This is a genomic window from Vibrio sp. V10_P2A27P122 (assembly GCF_963874335.1).
In the GTDB taxonomy this organism is placed as follows: Bacteria; Pseudomonadota; Gammaproteobacteria; order Enterobacterales; family Vibrionaceae; genus Vibrio; species Vibrio anguillarum.
Genome location: NZ_CAWNHY010000310.1, coordinates 30,091 through 47,254 on the forward strand (window position 1 = coordinate 30,091; position 17,164 = coordinate 47,254).

A 17,164-nucleotide genomic window follows, 5' to 3' on the forward strand; every position below is an offset into this window, starting at 1 on the left:
ATGAGGCTTGAAAAGGACAAAATGCAATTTCCTGTTGATTAAGCGTAACGCTGCGCAAGCTCGGCAAAGGCGTCACCTCTGGCCATAAAGTTTTTAAACTGATCAAAACTGGCACAAGCAGGCGAAAGCATCACCATATCACCACGACGCAGCTGCGGTTTGATCGATACGATAATCTCTTCCATCGATGAATAAAACTGAGCCGATGGATGCAGTGGCATGAATTGCCCACCGTCAACGCCAAAACAGCACAGTTTTACGTTCAATGTTTTTAGTATCGGTGCTAATGGCGAGAAATCAGCGCCCTTGCCAACGCCCCCCACAAGCAGATACAAAGTCCCTTGGCAATTTAACCCCGACAACGCCGCTTGAGTGCTTGCGACATTGGTCGCTTTCGAGTCATTGACCCATTTTACGCCGTGATTATCAGCAACAACCTGACAACGATGTGTCAGCCCGCGGTAAGATTTCAATGCATCAAGCGCAGATGAGTAATCAACACCCGCCAAATCGAGCAGTGCGAGCACAGTGAGCACGTTGGCACTATTGTGTCGTCCCACTAAGCTGAGTTCCTCGCTTGCCAACAATGGCGTGCCTTTCGCCACTAAGAACGATTTGCCATCAATCATTTGCGTGCAATAGTCCGCGTCATGTTCAACGGAAAAACGTGCGATGTGACCTGAAAATGAGGGAGGTTCCGTCTGGCTATCATCGGCGTTCACGACCGCCGCTTGCGCATACTTAAAAATGCGCAATTTAGCTTGGCGATACGATTCCATACCATCGTAGCGATCCATATGATCTTCAGTCAGATTGAGAAAGGCAGCAGAGACGAGTTTTAAACTTGAGGTCGTTTCTAGCTGGAAGCTTGAGAGCTCCAGCACATAAAGATCGGCCTCTTGCTGAAGTAGATCTAAAGCAGGCACACCAATATTGCCGCCAACGGCAACCTTAACCCCAGCAGCTTTAGCAAGTACTCCGGTTAAATCCGTCACTGTGCTCTTGCCGTTGGCTCCTGTGATAGCGATAACAGGCTTATCCACCTGCCAAGCAAAGAGCTCAATATCGCCCACCACGGGAATATGTCGTGCTAACGCCTGTTGAATCTCTGGCGTAGCTAAAGCAATGCCTGGATTAGTCACAATCAGGTCTGCGTCAAATAACCAAGCTTTGTTCCAGCCGCCACAATGTAGCTCAACTTGCGAGCTTAAATGCTCTCGACCTGGCGGGTTTTCCCGTGTGTCGATCACCTTAATCGTGAGCGAGCGATCTAGGCTCAAAAGGTAGTTAACCACCGAGAGGCCCGTCATACCCAGCCCCACGACCACCACATTATTAACAGTTTGCCAACGATCCATCTTCATTCCATTCAACACCGTTTTGCTCTATCACTAGCGCACTTTTAGTGTAGCCAAACCCACTAACACCAACACAATTGAGATAATCCAAAAACGGACGATCACGCGTGGTTCTGGCCAACCTTTCAATTCATAGTGGTGATGGATAGGGGCCATCCGGAAAATACGTTGACCACGCAATTTGTAGGAACCGACTTGTAAAATCACCGACAAGGTTTCCATCACAAACACGCCGCCCATGATCACTAACACAAACTCTTGACGAACCAACACCGCAATTGTACCGAGTGCACCGCCTAAAGCGAGTGAACCCACATCGCCCATAAAGACTTGCGCAGGATAAGTGTTGAACCACAGAAAACCTAAACCGGCCCCCACAATTGCAGTACACACCACCACTAGCTCTGAGGCATAAGGAACATAAGGAATATGCAGATAACTGGCGAAATTGACGTTCCCAGTTGCCCATGCAATCACAGCAAAACCGGCAGCAACCAAAACCGTCGGCATGATGGCTAAACCGTCCAGACCATCGGTTAAGTTCACCGCGTTACTGGTTCCGACGATGACAAAATAGGTCAGCACAATGTAGAGCAAGCCCAGTTGCGGCATCACATCTTTAAAGAAAGGCACCACAAGCTGAGTAGCTGCGGTATCGTTGCCATGTACATAGAGAGCAAACGCCACTATCAACGCAATGGCCGACTGCCAAAAGTATTTCCAGCGTGCGATCAATCCATCACTGTTTTTACGCACCACTTTGCGATAATCATCCACAAAACCGACGACGCCATAACCAAGCAGCACCGCGAGTACAGCCCACACGTAAGGGTTTGAGAGATCAGTCCACAGCAGTACGGTAATAATGATAGAGGCGAGGATCATCACTCCGCCCATGGTTGGCGTACCGCGCTTACTAAAATGTGATTCTGGACCGTCGTTCCGCACTACTTGACCAATTTGCAGTAGTTGCAAACGTTTAATCAAGCGCGGCCCCATCCATAACGACAGAGCAAGTGCGGTTAAAATACTGACGATGGCCCGAAATGAGAGATATTCGAACAGACGAAAAAAAGAGAAGTATGGCTGGAGTAGATCCGCGAGCCAAATAATCATGAGTATTTCTCCTTGAGAGCAGCCACAATTTTACTCATACCCGCACTGTTTGCACCTTTGACAAGTAAGGTATGAGACTCTTGATCGAATTGTGATAATTGCTGCTCGATATAAGCAATCATGTCCGCATGGCTTTCAAAATGGAGGCCATGGCATAGGTCACTGATCACTTTTGCATCGCGACCGTAAGTAAGGACATAGTCAAACTGGAATGGTGCAGCATGTTCACCGACTTGACGATGAAGTGCAAGGCTTTCATCGCCCAACTCAGCCATATTACCTAAAATTAACCAACGCCTTGCAGAGAAAGTGTTAAGTAGATCAACCGCCGCTTTCATCGCTGGAACACTGGCATTGTAACTGTCATCAATCAGTTTCACAGTCGAGCTCAATTGGGTGACATCAACACGCCCTTTCACCTGAGCTAGATGCGCAAGTCCGTACTGCACCTCTTCAAGATTCGCCCCCAACTCAATGGCTAATGCCGCCGCCGCCAACGCATTAGAGACGTTATGTTCACCCACAATATTGAGCCCAATATCAATATGACCGATGGGTGTGATCATTTCAAACTGAGCTTCACCTTGTTCGTTAAGCCTAATACCACGGGCGTAAAAATCTGCCATTTGACGGCTGGAAAAGGTTTTAACGGTTTTGTCCGCTAAAATAGCACTCCACCGCTCACCACCGTGGCTTTCTAAATTAATAATGGCTGTCGCACCTGAAGCAAGGCCTTGATAAATTTCACCTTTCGCCTGTTTTACACCCTCAATTGAGCCAAAACCTTCCAGATGCGCCGCGGCAACATTGTTCACCAATGCGACATCCGGCTTCACTAAAGAGGTGGTATAAGCAATTTCACCAATATGGTTCGCCCCTAACTCAATCACCGCATACGCATCATTAAGACCAGAGCGAAGCAGAGTGAGCGGCACGCCGATATCATTATTAAAATTGCCAGCAGTAAAGAGCACGCGGCCTTTGGCTGATAAAATATTTGCCACCATCTCTTTGACTGTGGTTTTACCGCAACTGCCTGTAATCGCAGCGGTCGGTGTTTGACACTGTTGATGAACCCAAGCGCCAAGCTGGCCTAACGCCAGTTTGGTGTCGGTAACCACCAGTTGAGGAACCGAAACCGCCAAAGGGCGCTGAACCAATAACGCCTTTGCACCAGACGCAACCGCTTGTACAGCAAACTCATGAGCATCAAATTTATCACCGACCAAGGCAACAAAGAGCGCACCGGGTTTGATTTGACGTGTGTCGGTCGAGACCTCAGACACGGTGACATCACAACCAACCAATTGTGCCTGCAAAACGTGCGTCAATTGCTGTAAAGAGACTTCTATCATGCACTTATCTCCAGTAAGGTTTGCGCCGTTTCGCGATCCGAATAGTGAATAGTTTGATGGGCCATCACTTGATAATCTTCGTGCCCTTTGCCTGCCAATAAAATGATGTCTTGCTGATCAGCATGTTGCAGGGCGTATTGCACGGCAGCGTAACGATTGTGTTCAACGTGTGCGCGACTTGCAAACTCAAGCCCTGCCACCATATCTTGTACAATGTCTGCCGGTTTTTCGCTACGAGGGTTATCGTCGGTCAAAATGACCTTATCGGCGCAGCGCTCTGCTATTTCGGCCATCATCGGGCGTTTGCCTTTATCACGGTCGCCACCACAACCAAAAATCGCCCATAGCTGACCTTGGCAATGAACGCGAAGTGCTAATAGTGCTTTTTCCAAAGCATCAGGCGTGTGTGCATAATCGACGACGATCTTCGCACGATTTGGCGCTTGAAAGAGCTCCATTCGCCCTAAGACTGGCTGCAGTTGAGAAGCCGTTGTCATCAAGGCTTGTTTATCAAAACCTAAAGTCAGCATAGTGGCAAAAGCGAGTAGAAGATTGCTGGCGTTAAATTCGCCAATCAACGGCACGCTCAATTCACCTTGACCATAGTAGCCGTCGAAGGTTAATGAAATACCATTATCACTGTAAGAGACCGAGCTCGCCCACAGCGCTTTAGCGCATTGCGGTTGCTGCTTTAAAGAGACGGCAATCGGTGCTTTCAGCTGTGCTAACCAACTCGCCCCCACCGCATCGTCGGCATTAATGACAGCGTGTTGGCAGTGATGAGCGGTAAATAAGGAGAGCTTTGCTTTGGCGTACTCTTCCATGGTGCCATGATAATCGAGATGATCGCGGCTCAAGTTAGAAAACACGCCCACAGCGAACTTCAATGCTTGAACTCGCCCTTGAACTAATCCGTGCGAAGAGACTTCCAGAGCGGTATAGCGAGCGCCCTGTTGCGCTAATTGATAGAGTGTTTCTTGGACCTCAATGGCATTACCTGTGGTATTGGCGGCAGGCTGCAAATGGTTAAGAAAACCATTCCCCGTCGTACCCAGCACCGCCGCTTTCTCGCCCAACAAGTCAATCCACTGCGCAATTAATTGAGTAATGGTGGTTTTACCGTTGGTTCCCGTAACCCCAATCAACGTGTTGGTCTTCGAACGATAAAGCCGCGATGCCAGTTGAGATAGATGTTGGTTTAGATCAGCAAGGTAAATCACTAACACGCCATTGACGGTAGTCATACTGCCATGCGGATGCTGCCCACACGCTTGAGCCAATACCAGATTCGTCCCAGCTTGAGTGGCGTTATCAATAAACTGCCTTCCGTCGATGGCATGGCCGACCACTGCAATAAAGGTATCATTGGGTGATATTTTACGGCTATCGAGCACTAAACGAGTCACCGACAACGTTGAAATAGAATGGCCATCGAGGTCAAGCCAAGGGGCGATGAGATCTTGTAAACACATACTCGGCGTCATTGTGCTTCTCTCTTAATTATTTTTGGAATCGATTTTCATCAGGAGCGACATTGAGGATCTGCAACGCTCCTTTCATTATTTCGGCAAAGACAGGGCCGGCAACGGAGCCGCCATAATATAAGTCACCTTGAGGTTCATTCACCATCACCACTAACGAGACTCGAGGGTCGCTCACTGGAGCCACTCCTGCCGTGTAAGCAAAATATTCATCACCATAACCGCCGGCAATCGCTTTGCGCGAAGTGCCTGACTTGGCCGCAATACGATAGCCCGGAACCGCGGCTTGAGTTGCTGTGCCACCGGGTTGGGTAACGGTTTCTAACATTTCCAACACTTTCTTAGCATTAGTTTTATCAACCACTTGGCGTGATAAATCTTGCTGGTTGCTGTCAATAATATGGATTGGTTGGTACTGACCTAAATTGCCTAAAGTGGCATAAGCATGAGCCAACTGAATGGGGGTAATTGACAAACCATAGCCAAATGCCAAGGTGGCAATTTCAAACGGTGACCAACGGCGGCGATTCGGGAAAATACCCAAAGTCTCACCGACGAGGTTTAAACCGGACATTTCACCAAGCCCTACAGAGGTATACATACCTAATAAGGCTTCGAGAGGCATTTCAAGCGCCAGCTTAGCCACTCCGATGTTACTCGATTTTTTCAGAATTAAGGTTAAATCGGCTTTGCCGACTTTTGAGGTATCACGCACTCGACTGCCGCCGATTTGCATGATGCCATTCCCTGTATCTATCACCGTTTTGTCATTTGCAACGCCATTTTCAAGCGCGGCCAATACTACAAAAGGTTTAACAGTTGAGCCCGGTTCAAAGGCGTCCGTGATCACGCGGTTACGCATTTTAAAACTTTGCCAATCGGAACGGTTATTGGGGTTGTATGAAGGGGCGTTAACCATCGCTAATACTGCACCCGTTTTCACGTCGAGCAAAATGGCCGATGCCGAAGTGGCACGATAGTCCGCTACAGCTTGCTTGACCGCACGAAAGGCGATCGCTTGCAAACGTTGGTCAATGGTCAACGCCAGCGGCTTGCCCTCTTCACGCTCTTCAAGCGAGATATTTTCCACCACTCGGCCATACCGATCTTTGCGGATCACCTGTTTGCCAGCTTCCCCCGTCAGCCATTTATCATAGCTGCGCTCAACCCCTTCTAAACCGTGGCCATCGATGCCCGTCACACCAATTAAGTGCGCACTCGCCTCACCAGCTGGATAGTAACGGCGAGATTCGGCCTTGAGCCCCACACCCGCTAATTTAAGTTCGCGAATATAATTGGCCATTGCAGGGCTCACTTGACGCTGCAAATAGATAAAACGGCGGGTTTGGTTCTCTTCAATTTTTTTCAGCAGCTCACTGCGCTTAATGCCTAACACATCAGCCAGTGCGTACCAACGTTCACGTTCAACTAAGCCGCCGGCTTTAAAAATAGCCACAGGATCAGCCCATACTGCATCGACAGGAACACTGACTGCGAGAGGTTCACCATTACGATCTGAAATGATTCCGCGTGCCGATGGCAAGGTTTTGGCTCGGACAGAGCGCATATCCCCTTCGCGGATCAAATTATCCGGTTCGATAATTTGGATAAAGGCAACGCGCCCAACCAATAAAGCGAAAGTAACGAATACAAAAAAGAGGATGAGATAGAATCGCCAACGGATCAAAATAGGAGATGTCGCTTTTTCTTGACGAGGTGCCGCTTGGGCTTTGTCTTTGTTTTTTTTCATTTGAGCGTAATCACCACTTCTTTATCAGAATCAGGTCGCTTCATTTCCAGCTCTTGTTTGGCAAGATTCTGCACGCGGCTATGTTCTGCGAGGGCCGTTTCCTCAAGAATGAGGTTACGCCATTCATTATCGAGCCGCTCGCGCTCAACTAAAGTTTGATCTTTTTCTGAAATCGCCTGCCTAGAATGGTGGGTAATAAACACCACTCCCATCGCACTGGCAAAAATTAACATTAACAAAATAAGCGGCACTCGACCCACCGTAAACAGGTCAAGTGCAATCAGTTTGGTTAAGTTAGGCGGCGACTTAGACATGGACTACAGTTTTTCAGCAACTCGTAATACTGAGCTGCGTGAACGGGGATTGAGTTCCACTTCTTCTTTAGTTGGCATAATCGCTTTCCCAACTGGTTTTAAGTTGGCTGAGCCCAATGCCTGAATTTGTATTTCTGTTAACGGCAAACCATGTGGAACCTCTGGGCCTTTACTCTCTTTACGAATAAAGCGTTTGACCATGCGATCTTCAAGCGAATGGAAACTGATCACCGATAAGCGCCCTTGTGGGGCTAAGATCTTAGCTGCGCCTTTTAATGCAGTGTCGATCTCTTCTAATTCACTATTGATATAGATACGAAATGCTTGAAATGAGCGCGTAGCCGGGTGTTTTTTCTCTTTAAAGCTTTTCGGCGCAGCTTCTGAAATCAGTTTGGCCAATTGACTGGTACGCGTCAGAGGCTCTTTTTCATCGTCTTCACGGTAAGCGACAATCGCTTTGGCAATACGGCGCGCGTGCTTGTCTTCACCAAATTCACGAATCACCCAAGTAATGTCGTCCAAATCGGCTTGCGCAAGCCACTGCGAGACAGGGATCCCTGACGTCGGGTCCATACGCATATCAAGCGGGCCATCTTTCATGAAACTAAAACCGCGCTCGGCATCGTCCAACTGCGGCGAGGAAACGCCTAAATCAAGTAGTACTCCATCCACTTTCCCGACCAGATCGTAGCGCTCAGCGTATTGTGCCATGCCAGAAAATGGGCCATGAATGATAGTAAAACGCGGGTCGTTAATTTTTCCAGCTTCAGCAATCGCTTGTGGATCGCGATCTATGCTGTACAGACGACCATTGTCACCCAACTTAGAGAGAATTGTACGACTATGACCACCACGGCCAAACGTGCCGTCGATATAAATACCGCCTGGTTTGATAGCAAGGCCATCAATGGATTCATTCAGTAGTACAGAAATGTGTTGAAAAGGTTCAGTCATCGTTTTCTCATCGGGCTAAAGCTGAAATATAGCAATCGGCTACGGCGCAAGTATTCAGTTTACTGATTTAACGCCGCATCGCTACCACTTGACGTTGGCATCACGTGATATTGCGCTAAGTTTAGTGCTTACGAAATAATTTTCGTCAATAAAAAGCAAAAAACCCATCATAACCGCAAGAGTTATGATGGGTCTGCAATAGGTGGAGTTGACGTATAAGCCGGGTTCTGTTCCGCTTGCGCGGCAGTAGCCATTCGTCTAGGCCAGCAATCACTCACTGGCTCAAGCAACCTACCCGCTTCCTTACGCGAGCAACGCAATGTGGAAGCCTATTTGGTCTTGCTCCGGGTGGAGTTTACCTTGCTACGAACTGTTGCCAGACGCACGGTGCGCTCTTACCGCACCCTTTCACCCTTACCTGTGCCCATTCCGAAGAAATTGGGCCATCGGCGGTCTTCTCTCTGCTGCACTTGTCGTAGGCTTTCGCCCCCCAGGCGTTACCTGGCACCCTGCTCTGTGGAGCCCGGACTTTCCTCCCCTCCATCAGTCTCCTCAGCACAAGGCTAAAGGACATCAATGAAGCAGCGACTACCCAGTCAACTCCGAGGGCGGATTGTATAGAGAAAGATAGGTACTGTCTAGGCTCAAACAACTTCTGTGTTTAATTCACGCTTAAGCGTTTAATTATCCATCGATTTAAAACATCAAGATGCCGCTGGCTAATTAAGCAGATAGGTTTTCAAGCCCCCACTTATAAAGAGCATTTTTCTTAAGGTTATAAATTTCAGCCGCCAATGCGGCCGCTTTTTTCAGAGGCAGCTCTTTTGTCAAAATCGCTAAACTGCGCAACGCTTCGTCCGACAAGCTATCGTCCACGCTTTCTCTGTAACCATGGATCAGTAACACCATTTCACCACGCTTGCGGTTCTCATCTTCATTAATCCAATTAATCAGTTCGCCTAACGGCAAACCTTGAATCGTCTCGAAGGTTTTGGTGAGCTCGCGGGCTAGCACCACGTTACGATCTGGCCCTAAGATAGCTAACATATCTTGCAGTGATTCGCTAATTCGGTGTGGTGACTCATAAAAAATACAGGTGCGTTCAGCCTTAGCGATCTCTAGGAATTTATCTTTACGCCCTTTGCTTTTCGGCGGCAAAAAACCTTCAAAACTGAAACGATCAGAAGGCAAGCCTGATGCACTGAGCGCAGTAATCACAGCACAGGCGCCCGGAAGTGGCACAACTCTAACACCAGCTTGACGACACTGATTGACAAGATGGTACCCTGGATCACTGATCAGTGGCGTTCCTGCATCAGAAACCAACGCAATAGATTGCCCTGATAATAATTTATCGACTAACACTTGTGCTTTTTGCTGTTCGTTGTGATCATGCAAGGCAAAGGTTTTAGTCTGGATATTGAAGTGAGCGAGAAGTCTGCCAGTATGGCGTGTATCTTCCGCAGCGATAACATCAACACTTGAGAGTACTTCAATGGCTCGCTGGGTAATATCACCCAAATTGCCAATTGGCGTAGGAACAATGTAGAGAGTTGGGATCTCTGCTGGCAAGGTTTTGCTATCTGTCATTTGTTTACCATCACTTCAACGATTAATATAGAGACAATTTTACACGGAATAACGAAAGAACTCATGGCTATGAAGAACCATCCGAGACTCAGTGTACCACGCTTATTCACGCCCGTTGCATTAGCAATGGCTTTGGCGGCGTGTTCGTCTTCACCGTCGACGCCCACCTCAGTCGATATTACGCAAGATCCCATCAAGTCAGCGCAAACTTACTTGATGCAAGCAGATAGTAGCCAAGGTTCGCTGCAAAATGATTGGTTGATCATGGCTCTTAAAGCCGCCATTAACGAAAACAACAGCGAACAAGCGCAACTGTTGATTATGCGCTTAGCCAAACAGTCGCTCTCTGAAGCGCAACAAGCTGAATGGCAAATGGCTAAGGCGCAGTTGTTGAGTAATGCGGAACAGTTTTCACAAGCGCTCTCTCAGCTTAATTTTCAGGCTTGGTGGAAGCTAAGCCCTGAAACATGGGCTCAATACCATCAAATGCGCGCCGATATTTTTACCGCGCTCAGCCGCCCTTTTGATTCAAATAGGGAGCTTATTGCATTAAGCACTTACGTTGATGATGCCGAGCAAGAGGCGATTGCTGATCAAATTTGGCTCAATTTCAATCACTATAGCGAGCGTCAAATTACCCAATTAAATCCAGAGCCTAACGAAAACGTGCTCGATGGCTGGCTACAACTGGCTGTATATATGAAAACGCTCAATAGTAATATTCCGCAGTTGAAGAATACGCTCGAAAAATGGCTTGCGGAAAACAGCAATCACCCAGCGGCTCGTTATACACCTAAAGCGATACAAGATATTTTAGCGCTGGAAATCATCAAACCCACTAACACCGCGTTGTTACTTCCTCTTTCCGGAAAATTTGCCACGCAAGCTCAACTGATCCGTGATGGCTTTATCATGGCGATGATGAATGACCGTAACCGTGACCTCAATGCTACCTTGACTGTGATTGATACCAATGCCGAAGACGCCGCGCTCATAGACAAGCAACTGATTGAAAAAAACATTGATTTCATTGTTGGGCCACTCATCAAAGAGAACATCGAGAATCTACATAAGCTTCAACAAGCACGCTTAGCTTCTATCCCTACGCTGGCGTTGAATATTCCAGACCAAATTGAAGATCACCCCAACACTTGCTATCTTGCACTTTCGCCAGAGCAAGAGGTTGAACAAGCCGCTAAGTATCTGTTTAGCCAAGGCTATCAGTACCCTTTAATACTCGCTCCTCAAGGTAATTACGGCCAGCGTGTAGTAGAAGCGTTTAACGCAGAATGGCAAAAATACAGCAAGAATAAAGTATCGGTGAACCTATTTGGTGATAAGCGTCAATTGCAACGCAACATTAACTCAGTATTTGGTCTGCAAGATAGCCAACAAAATATCGCGCAAATGGATGCGTTGATGGGTATTGATTTACAAAGCCTGCCCCGCAGTCGTCGTGATATCGATTCGGTTTATATCGTGGCTAACAGCGCAGAATTGACTTTAATTAAACCCTTTATCGAGGTCGCAATTAACCCTGACACTAAGCCACCCAAACTGTTTTCAAACTCTCGTAGTAACAGTGGTAACACACAGTATGAAGACCTCTCTGGTGTAACTTATAGCGATATTCCATTACTCATTCATCCCAATTCAATGCTGGATAATGAAATGAACCAATTGTGGCCAAAGAACTCCAATAGCGAGCGGCGCTTACAAGCATTAGGTATGGATGCTTATCAGTTAATGATTGAGTTGCCACAAATGAAAGTCGTCGAGGGGTATAGTATCGATGGCAAAACAGGCACATTAAGTATTGATGAGCAATGCGTGGTACAGAGAGAGATCAGTTGGGCGGTGCATGGCGCTCTTTAGTCGCCGCGCAGTTGGTCAACAGTATGAAACCGCAGCCAAACACTATTTATTAGGTTGTGGTTTGGCTTTTATTGAACAAAACTTCAATACCAAAGTCGGTGAAATCGACCTCATTATGCGAGATAAAAACACCTTAGTGTTCGTAGAGGTTAAATACAGAAAAAACCAATGTCATGGGCATGCCGCAGAAATGGTTACTACCGCAAAAATGGCAAAGTTGATGAAAACCGCGAATTTATGGCTACTGAAACATGGCCTATCGCCCTATGACACCGATTTTCGTTTCGATGTGATCGCCATCCACCAAGATGTGCACCACATTGAGTGGATTAAAAACGCAATAACTCAAGGATAAACGATGCTCGACAGCATTAAAGACAGTTTTACCGAAAGCATCCAAATTCAAATTGCGGCTGCTGAAGCACTACCCCATGCGATCACGCATGCTGCACAAGCCATGGTGGCAACGCTACTTAACGGTCATAAAATTCTCTGTTGTGGTAATGGTGGCTCCTCGGCCAATGCCCAGCTTTTTTCTTCTTGCTTACTGAACCGTTTTGAAACTGAACGTCCGAGTTTACCCGCCATTGCATTAACCGCAGACAATACCACGTTAACCGCAGTTGCTAACGACTATCACTACCAAGAAATATTCTCTAAACAGGTACGTGCATTTGGTCAACCTGGTGATGTTTTGTTGGCTATTTCAACCAGTGGTAACAGCAAAAACATCATTAAAGCGATGGAAGCGGCTGTGACTCGTGATATGACGATTATCGCTCTCACAGGCAAAGACGGTGGAGAAATGGCTGGTCTTCTAGGTGAAAATGATGTGGAGATCCGCATCCCCTCGCAGCGGACGGCTCGAATCCATGAAGTTCATATGGTCACCCTACACTGCTTATGTGACTTGATTGATCAAGTCCTTTTCCCTTCTCATGAAGAATAGACAATGAATAGATTAAAACTTTCACTCATTCTACTGTTGAGCTTTGCTGTATCAGGTTGTGCAGGAGTTATCCTTGCTGGCGCGGCGACAACAGCGAGTCTAGTAACAGACCCTCGAACCACTCAAGAAATTTGGAATGATAATAACATCGAATTTGAAGTAGCAGGTATCGCCAATAAAGCCCCCTTTAACGGAAAAACTCGCATTACGGCCAGTTCTTATCAAGGGATTGTCGTATTGATGGGACAAGCTGAAAACTCCGGATTACTCAATGAGTTTGAAAATAAAGCACGTGAGACAAAAGGGGTCAAAACCATTCATAATCAAGTCAGAATAAAAGCGCCTTTATCAATTGGTGAAATCAGTAACGACAGTTGGATTACGACTAAAGTAAAATCAGCGCTGTTGGCCAATTCTGAACTGAACACAATCAAAATCAAAGTAATCACAGAAAATAGAGAAGTATTTTTACTTGGCTATGTCTCGGCAGAACAGGCTAATCTAGCCAGTGATATTGCCCGAAACATATCAGGCGTAAAACAGGTGATTAAGGCATTTCAATACAGCGAATAACCTCGGTTATCCTTTGTTTTTTTAGAAAAAAAGCAGCGAATATCGCTGCTTTTTCGATCATGACTGCTTAATGTGTGAAAATGAGTTACTTAATAACTCTTAAGCTTGGTTTTCCCTTCGGCCGAGAGGTTTCTTGTGCTCGAGTCTCTAATAATTCCTCATCTTCTTGAGAAGCAACGCTTAACATCGGCTCTTGTTCAGATTCCTCTGTTATGCCCGCTTCTAGATAAGGGATATAAGCCTCTTCAGGTTCAAACATAGTACCTGCACCGTTTTCACGTGCATAGATAGCTTGCACTGCGTACAAAGGCACTATGACCGAATGAGGACGTCCACCAAAGCGAGCATTGAACGTAATCGCTTCATTGCCAAGCTCAAGGTTACCTATCGCTCTTGGGGCAAGATTAAGGATAATTTGTCCATCTTGCACAAACTCCATCGGCACTCGTACACCCGTAAGAGTGGCATCCACAACAACATGAGGAGTCAATTCATTTTCTAATAGCCAATCATAAAATGCTCTAAGCATATAAGGTCGGCGAGGAGTCATTTGAGAGATATCCATCAAACTGCCTTAACGAACTAAACGCATCTCACGTTCAGCTTCTGTTAAAGAAGCCAAGAATGAATCACGCTCAAAAACACGATTCATATATACTTTAAGCTCTTTAGAGCCAGGACCAATCAGATCAATACCCAAAATAGGTAAGCGCCATAGTAATGGAGCTAAATAGCAGTCAATGAGGCTAAACTCTTCACTCATGAAATATTCGTATTCCGCGAACACAGGACCAAGAGTAAGCAGATCATTGCGTAATTTATTACGAGCAGCTTCTGACTCTTCCGCATTGCCCTTCACGACTTTCTCAGCCAGTGAGTACCAGTTTTTCTCAATACGGTAAATCATCAAACGGCTATTACCACGAGCCACAGGATAAACAGGCATCAGCGGTGGATGAGGGAAACGCTCATCTAGGTATTCCATGATGATCTTTGAGTCATAAAGAGCAAGCTCACGATCAACTAACGTTGGTACTGTCTTATATGGGTTTAGCTCAATAAGGTCAGCTGGCAGATTGGTTTCATCAACTAATTCTACTTCAACACTGACACCTTTTTCCGCTAGAACAATACGTACCTGATGACTATACATATCAGATGCACTCGAAAATAGCGTCATCACAGAACGTTTATTGGCAGCTACAGCCATGGAGCCCTCCAGCACACTTACAGATATAAAAACAATGGAGGCCAAGCCTCCATTGAAGATTCTAAAAATTAGAAATTAACGCCGCATGGTAGCACAATTAATGCACATCACGCCAATATTCTTTCTTCAATAGAACGACCACGATAGTAAATAGCACAAGGAATGCCATTACCCACCAACCTAAAGTTTGACGTTCAAGCTTGACTGGTTCTGCTGAATATTCAAGGAAGTTAACAATGTCACGGACCGCTTGATCATACTCACTTTGGCTCAGCTCACCCGTTCCATCAGACTCGGCACCAATAACAGCCTTGACTTCCTCGCCATTGACAAGATGAGTACCATAAACTGGTTGTGGGATCCCTTGTAGCTCTTCAAGCACATGGGGCATACCGACACTTGGGAATACGATGTTGTTTACGCCAAAGGGCCGGCTAGGATCGGCATAAAATGAGCGAAGGTAAGTATACAACCAATCTGTTCCTCGAACACGAGCCACAAGCGTTAAATCTGGTGGCGGTGCACCAAACCATTTCGCTGCCGACTTATCTGGAATCGCATTCTCCATCAGTTGACCAATTTTGGCATTCGGATCAAAGATCAAATTCTCTTTCATCAAATCCGAGGGAATATTCAAATCATTCGCTACACGCTCATAACGCTGGTACTGAGTTGAGTGGCAACCAAAACAGTAGTTCATGAATAGCTTTGCACCATGCTGCAGTGATGCTTGATCTGTTAAATCATTATTTGCTTTATCTAAATGTACATTTGCGCCAGCTGCCAAAGCAAGAGATGGCAGCATTGCAAACAAAATTACAATCCACTTTTTCATTTAAATGTCACCCTCTCTGGTAATGGTTTCGTTGCTTCATTTTTGCTGTAGAAGAACAACAAAACAAAGAACATGAAGTAACCAACGCTAAATATACGTGCAAGCATTGTGTAAGTGGCTGTCGCAGGTAACGCACCTAAAACACCTAACGCAATAAAGCAGATAGTGAACTGAATAATATTGATTAAGTGGAACTTACTACGATAACGGTAAGAACGAACCTTACAACGATCCAGCCATGGCAATAAGAACAACACCACAATCGATGCACCCATCGCAGCCACACCAATTAACTTATCAGGAACGGCACGTAAAATTGCATAGAAAGGCGTGAAATACCAAACAGGTGCGATGTGTGCTGGTGTTTTTAGTGGGTTTGCCGCTTCAAAGTTAGGCGGCTCAAGGAAGTAACCACCCATCTCTGGGTTAAAGAACAACACATAACAGAACAGGATTAAGAAACCAGCTACACCAATAAGATCTTTCACTGTCCCGTAAGGATGGAATGGAATCGAATCAATGATGTCGTATTTCTTGGTGTAGTAGTCATGAAATTTAAACTGCGTTTTATAATCATCGCCCATCTCCCCTTTTGGTACTTTGGTTTCGATACCGTCAGGGTTATTAGAACCGACTTCATGCAGTGCTAATATATGGAGAACAATTAGCAACAATAAAACAATAGGTAAAGCAATTACATGCAGTGCAAAGAAACGGTTCAGAGTGGCACCTGAAATAACGTAGTCACCACGTATCCATAGAGTTAAATCATCACCGATAACGGGGATTGCACCGAACAAAGAGATAATAACTTGCGCTCCCCAGTAGGACATTTGTCCCCATGGTAGCAAATATCCCATAAAGGCTTCGGCCATCAACACTAAGAAGATCAGCATACCAAATAGCCATAGCAGCTCACGAGGCTTTTGATAGGAACCGTAAATTAAGCCACGGAACATATGTAGATAAATCACCACAAAGAAAGCTGAAGCGCCAGTGGAGTGCATATAGCGCAGTAACCAACCATACTCAACATCACGCATGATGTATTCAACAGATGCAAAAGCCCCTTCACCTGATGGCACATAGTTCATGGTTAGCCACACGCCAGTGAGCAGTTGGTTAACAAGAACCAACATAGCTAACGATCCAAACAAATACCAAAAGTTAAAGTTTTTCGGCATTGGATATTCAGATAGGTGTTTTTTGTAAGCGTTCATTGCAGGTAAACGCTTTTCTACCCAATCAAGTAAAACTTGCATTATGCAGCCTCCCCGGTCTCATCTAATCCTATGACAATACGAGTATCGCTAAGATACATATATTGAGGGATAACCAAGTTTAGTGGTGCCGGAACACCTTGAAAAACTCGACCCGCCATATCAAATTTCGAACCATGGCAAGGACAGAAAAAACCAGATTTAACCCCTTGAACTTGTTCACTAAAAGAATCAGGCAAATAAGTAGGTGAACAGCCAAGGTGAGTACAAATACCCACAGCAACGAAATATTCAGGTTTAATCGATCGATAAGCATTTTGCGCATAATTAGGCTGCTGCTGCTCATCCGATTGAGGATCTCGAAGTTGGTTTTCGATATCTTTTAGCCCATCGACCACTGATTGAGAACGACGAACAACCCAAACAGGTTTTCCTCGCCACTCAACACGAACCATTTGCCCCTCTTCAAGTTTACCGATTTCAACTTCAACGGGGGCTCCAGCCGCTTTGGCTTTGGCACTTGGGTTCCAAGATTTAATAAAAGGAACGGCGACAGCAGCGGCTCCTAACCCTCCGACAACGGC

At 46.1% G+C, this 17,164-nt stretch carries 17 protein-coding genes and 1 other RNA gene; 4 read left to right on the forward strand and 14 right to left on the reverse strand.

Going from position 1 to position 17,164, the window contains the following annotated elements; translation table 11 throughout:
- Nucleotides 1-38 precede the first annotated feature (38 nt).
- From murD to rsmI, 9 genes are all read right to left on the reverse strand, one after another.
- Nucleotides 39-1,376, reverse strand: coding sequence for a UDP-N-acetylmuramoyl-L-alanine--D-glutamate ligase (gene murD, locus AACQ17_RS17315; RefSeq protein ID WP_094147956.1), 1,338 nt, complete (start codon nt 1,374-1,376; stop codon nt 39-41).
- Nucleotides 1,377-1,391: 15 nt separating this feature from the next.
- Nucleotides 1,392-2,474, reverse strand: coding sequence for a phospho-N-acetylmuramoyl-pentapeptide-transferase (gene mraY / locus AACQ17_RS17320; RefSeq protein ID WP_094147957.1), 1,083 nt, complete (start codon nt 2,472-2,474; stop codon nt 1,392-1,394).
- Complete coding sequence (locus AACQ17_RS17325; RefSeq protein ID WP_094147958.1) at nt 2,471-3,829, reverse strand: UDP-N-acetylmuramoyl-tripeptide--D-alanyl-D-alanine ligase; 1,359 nt, start codon at nt 3,827-3,829, stop codon at nt 2,471-2,473. The genes mraY and AACQ17_RS17325 overlap by 4 nt, the downstream gene beginning before the upstream one ends.
- Nucleotides 3,826-5,313: a UDP-N-acetylmuramoyl-L-alanyl-D-glutamate--2,6-diaminopimelate ligase gene (gene murE / locus AACQ17_RS17330; RefSeq protein WP_094147959.1), complete on the reverse strand. Its 1,488-nt coding sequence runs from the start codon at nt 5,311-5,313 to the stop codon at nt 3,826-3,828. Before murE ends, AACQ17_RS17325 begins: the two co-directional genes overlap by 4 nt.
- A 16-nt stretch (nt 5,314-5,329) precedes the next feature.
- A complete protein-coding gene (locus tag AACQ17_RS17335) occupies nt 5,330-7,060 on the reverse strand; it encodes a penicillin-binding transpeptidase domain-containing protein (protein WP_094147960.1) in 1,731 nt (576 codons plus the stop codon).
- Complete coding sequence (ftsL, locus tag AACQ17_RS17340) at nt 7,057-7,374, reverse strand: cell division protein FtsL (RefSeq protein WP_010318013.1); 318 nt, start codon at nt 7,372-7,374, stop codon at nt 7,057-7,059. The genes AACQ17_RS17335 and ftsL overlap by 4 nt, the downstream gene beginning before the upstream one ends.
- Before the next feature lie 3 nt (nt 7,375-7,377).
- On the reverse strand, nt 7,378-8,328 hold the full coding sequence (gene rsmH, locus AACQ17_RS17345) for a 16S rRNA (cytosine(1402)-N(4))-methyltransferase RsmH (RefSeq protein WP_094147961.1): 951 nt from the start codon (nt 8,326-8,328) through the stop codon (nt 7,378-7,380).
- Between the two features lie 200 nt (nt 8,329-8,528).
- Nucleotides 8,529-8,932: RNase P RNA component class A (gene rnpB, locus AACQ17_RS17350), an RNA gene on the reverse strand.
- A 119-nt stretch (nt 8,933-9,051) separates the two neighbouring features.
- On the reverse strand, nt 9,052-9,918 hold the full coding sequence (rsmI, locus tag AACQ17_RS17355) for a 16S rRNA (cytidine(1402)-2'-O)-methyltransferase (protein ID WP_094147962.1): 867 nt from the start codon (nt 9,916-9,918) through the stop codon (nt 9,052-9,054).
- A gap of 69 nt (nt 9,919-9,987) precedes the next feature.
- On the opposite strand from rsmI, the gene AACQ17_RS17360 reads away from it, so the two are divergent.
- From AACQ17_RS17360 to AACQ17_RS17375, 4 genes are read left to right on the forward strand one after another with little or no spacing between them, the layout of a single operon-like run.
- The gene (locus tag AACQ17_RS17360; RefSeq protein ID WP_094147964.1) at nt 9,988-11,793 is read left to right on the forward strand and encodes a penicillin-binding protein activator; all 1,806 of its coding nucleotides are present in this window, start codon (nt 9,988-9,990) and stop codon (nt 11,791-11,793) included.
- A complete protein-coding gene (locus tag AACQ17_RS17365; protein WP_017046509.1) occupies nt 11,780-12,148 on the forward strand; it encodes a YraN family protein in 369 nt (122 codons plus the stop codon). Before AACQ17_RS17360 ends, AACQ17_RS17365 begins: the two co-directional genes overlap by 14 nt.
- Nucleotides 12,149-12,151: 3 nt before the next feature.
- Nucleotides 12,152-12,742 carry a phosphoheptose isomerase gene (locus AACQ17_RS17370; protein WP_010318025.1) on the forward strand — a complete coding sequence of 197 codons (591 nt, stop codon included), beginning with the start codon at nt 12,152-12,154 and terminating at the stop codon, nt 12,740-12,742.
- A 3-nt stretch (nt 12,743-12,745) separates the two neighbouring features.
- Entirely contained in the window at nt 12,746-13,315 is a 570-nt protein-coding gene (locus AACQ17_RS17375) for a BON domain-containing protein (protein ID WP_017042658.1), read from the forward strand.
- Between the two features lie 85 nt (nt 13,316-13,400).
- Here the strand turns inward: AACQ17_RS17375 and sspB are convergent, their stop codons facing one another.
- From sspB to petA, 5 genes are all read right to left on the reverse strand, one after another.
- The gene (sspB, locus tag AACQ17_RS17380) at nt 13,401-13,880 is read right to left on the reverse strand and encodes a ClpXP protease specificity-enhancing factor (RefSeq protein WP_026027949.1); all 480 of its coding nucleotides are present in this window, start codon (nt 13,878-13,880) and stop codon (nt 13,401-13,403) included.
- Between the two features lie 9 nt (nt 13,881-13,889).
- Entirely contained in the window at nt 13,890-14,525 is a 636-nt protein-coding gene (sspA, locus tag AACQ17_RS17385; protein ID WP_026027272.1) for a stringent starvation protein SspA, read from the reverse strand.
- A gap of 97 nt (nt 14,526-14,622) precedes the next feature.
- Nucleotides 14,623-15,360 (reverse strand): cytochrome c1, encoded by a 738-nt coding sequence (locus AACQ17_RS17390; protein ID WP_017046506.1) that lies wholly within the window; start codon nt 15,358-15,360, stop codon nt 14,623-14,625.
- Nucleotides 15,357-16,622, reverse strand: coding sequence for a cytochrome b (locus AACQ17_RS17395; RefSeq protein WP_094147963.1), 1,266 nt, complete (start codon nt 16,620-16,622; stop codon nt 15,357-15,359). Before AACQ17_RS17395 ends, AACQ17_RS17390 begins: the two co-directional genes overlap by 4 nt.
- Nucleotides 16,622-17,164 (reverse strand): ubiquinol-cytochrome c reductase iron-sulfur subunit (gene petA / locus AACQ17_RS17400; protein ID WP_240507715.1); only part of this gene is annotated, 543 nt, incomplete at its 5' end. The genes petA and AACQ17_RS17395, both read right to left, overlap by 1 nt.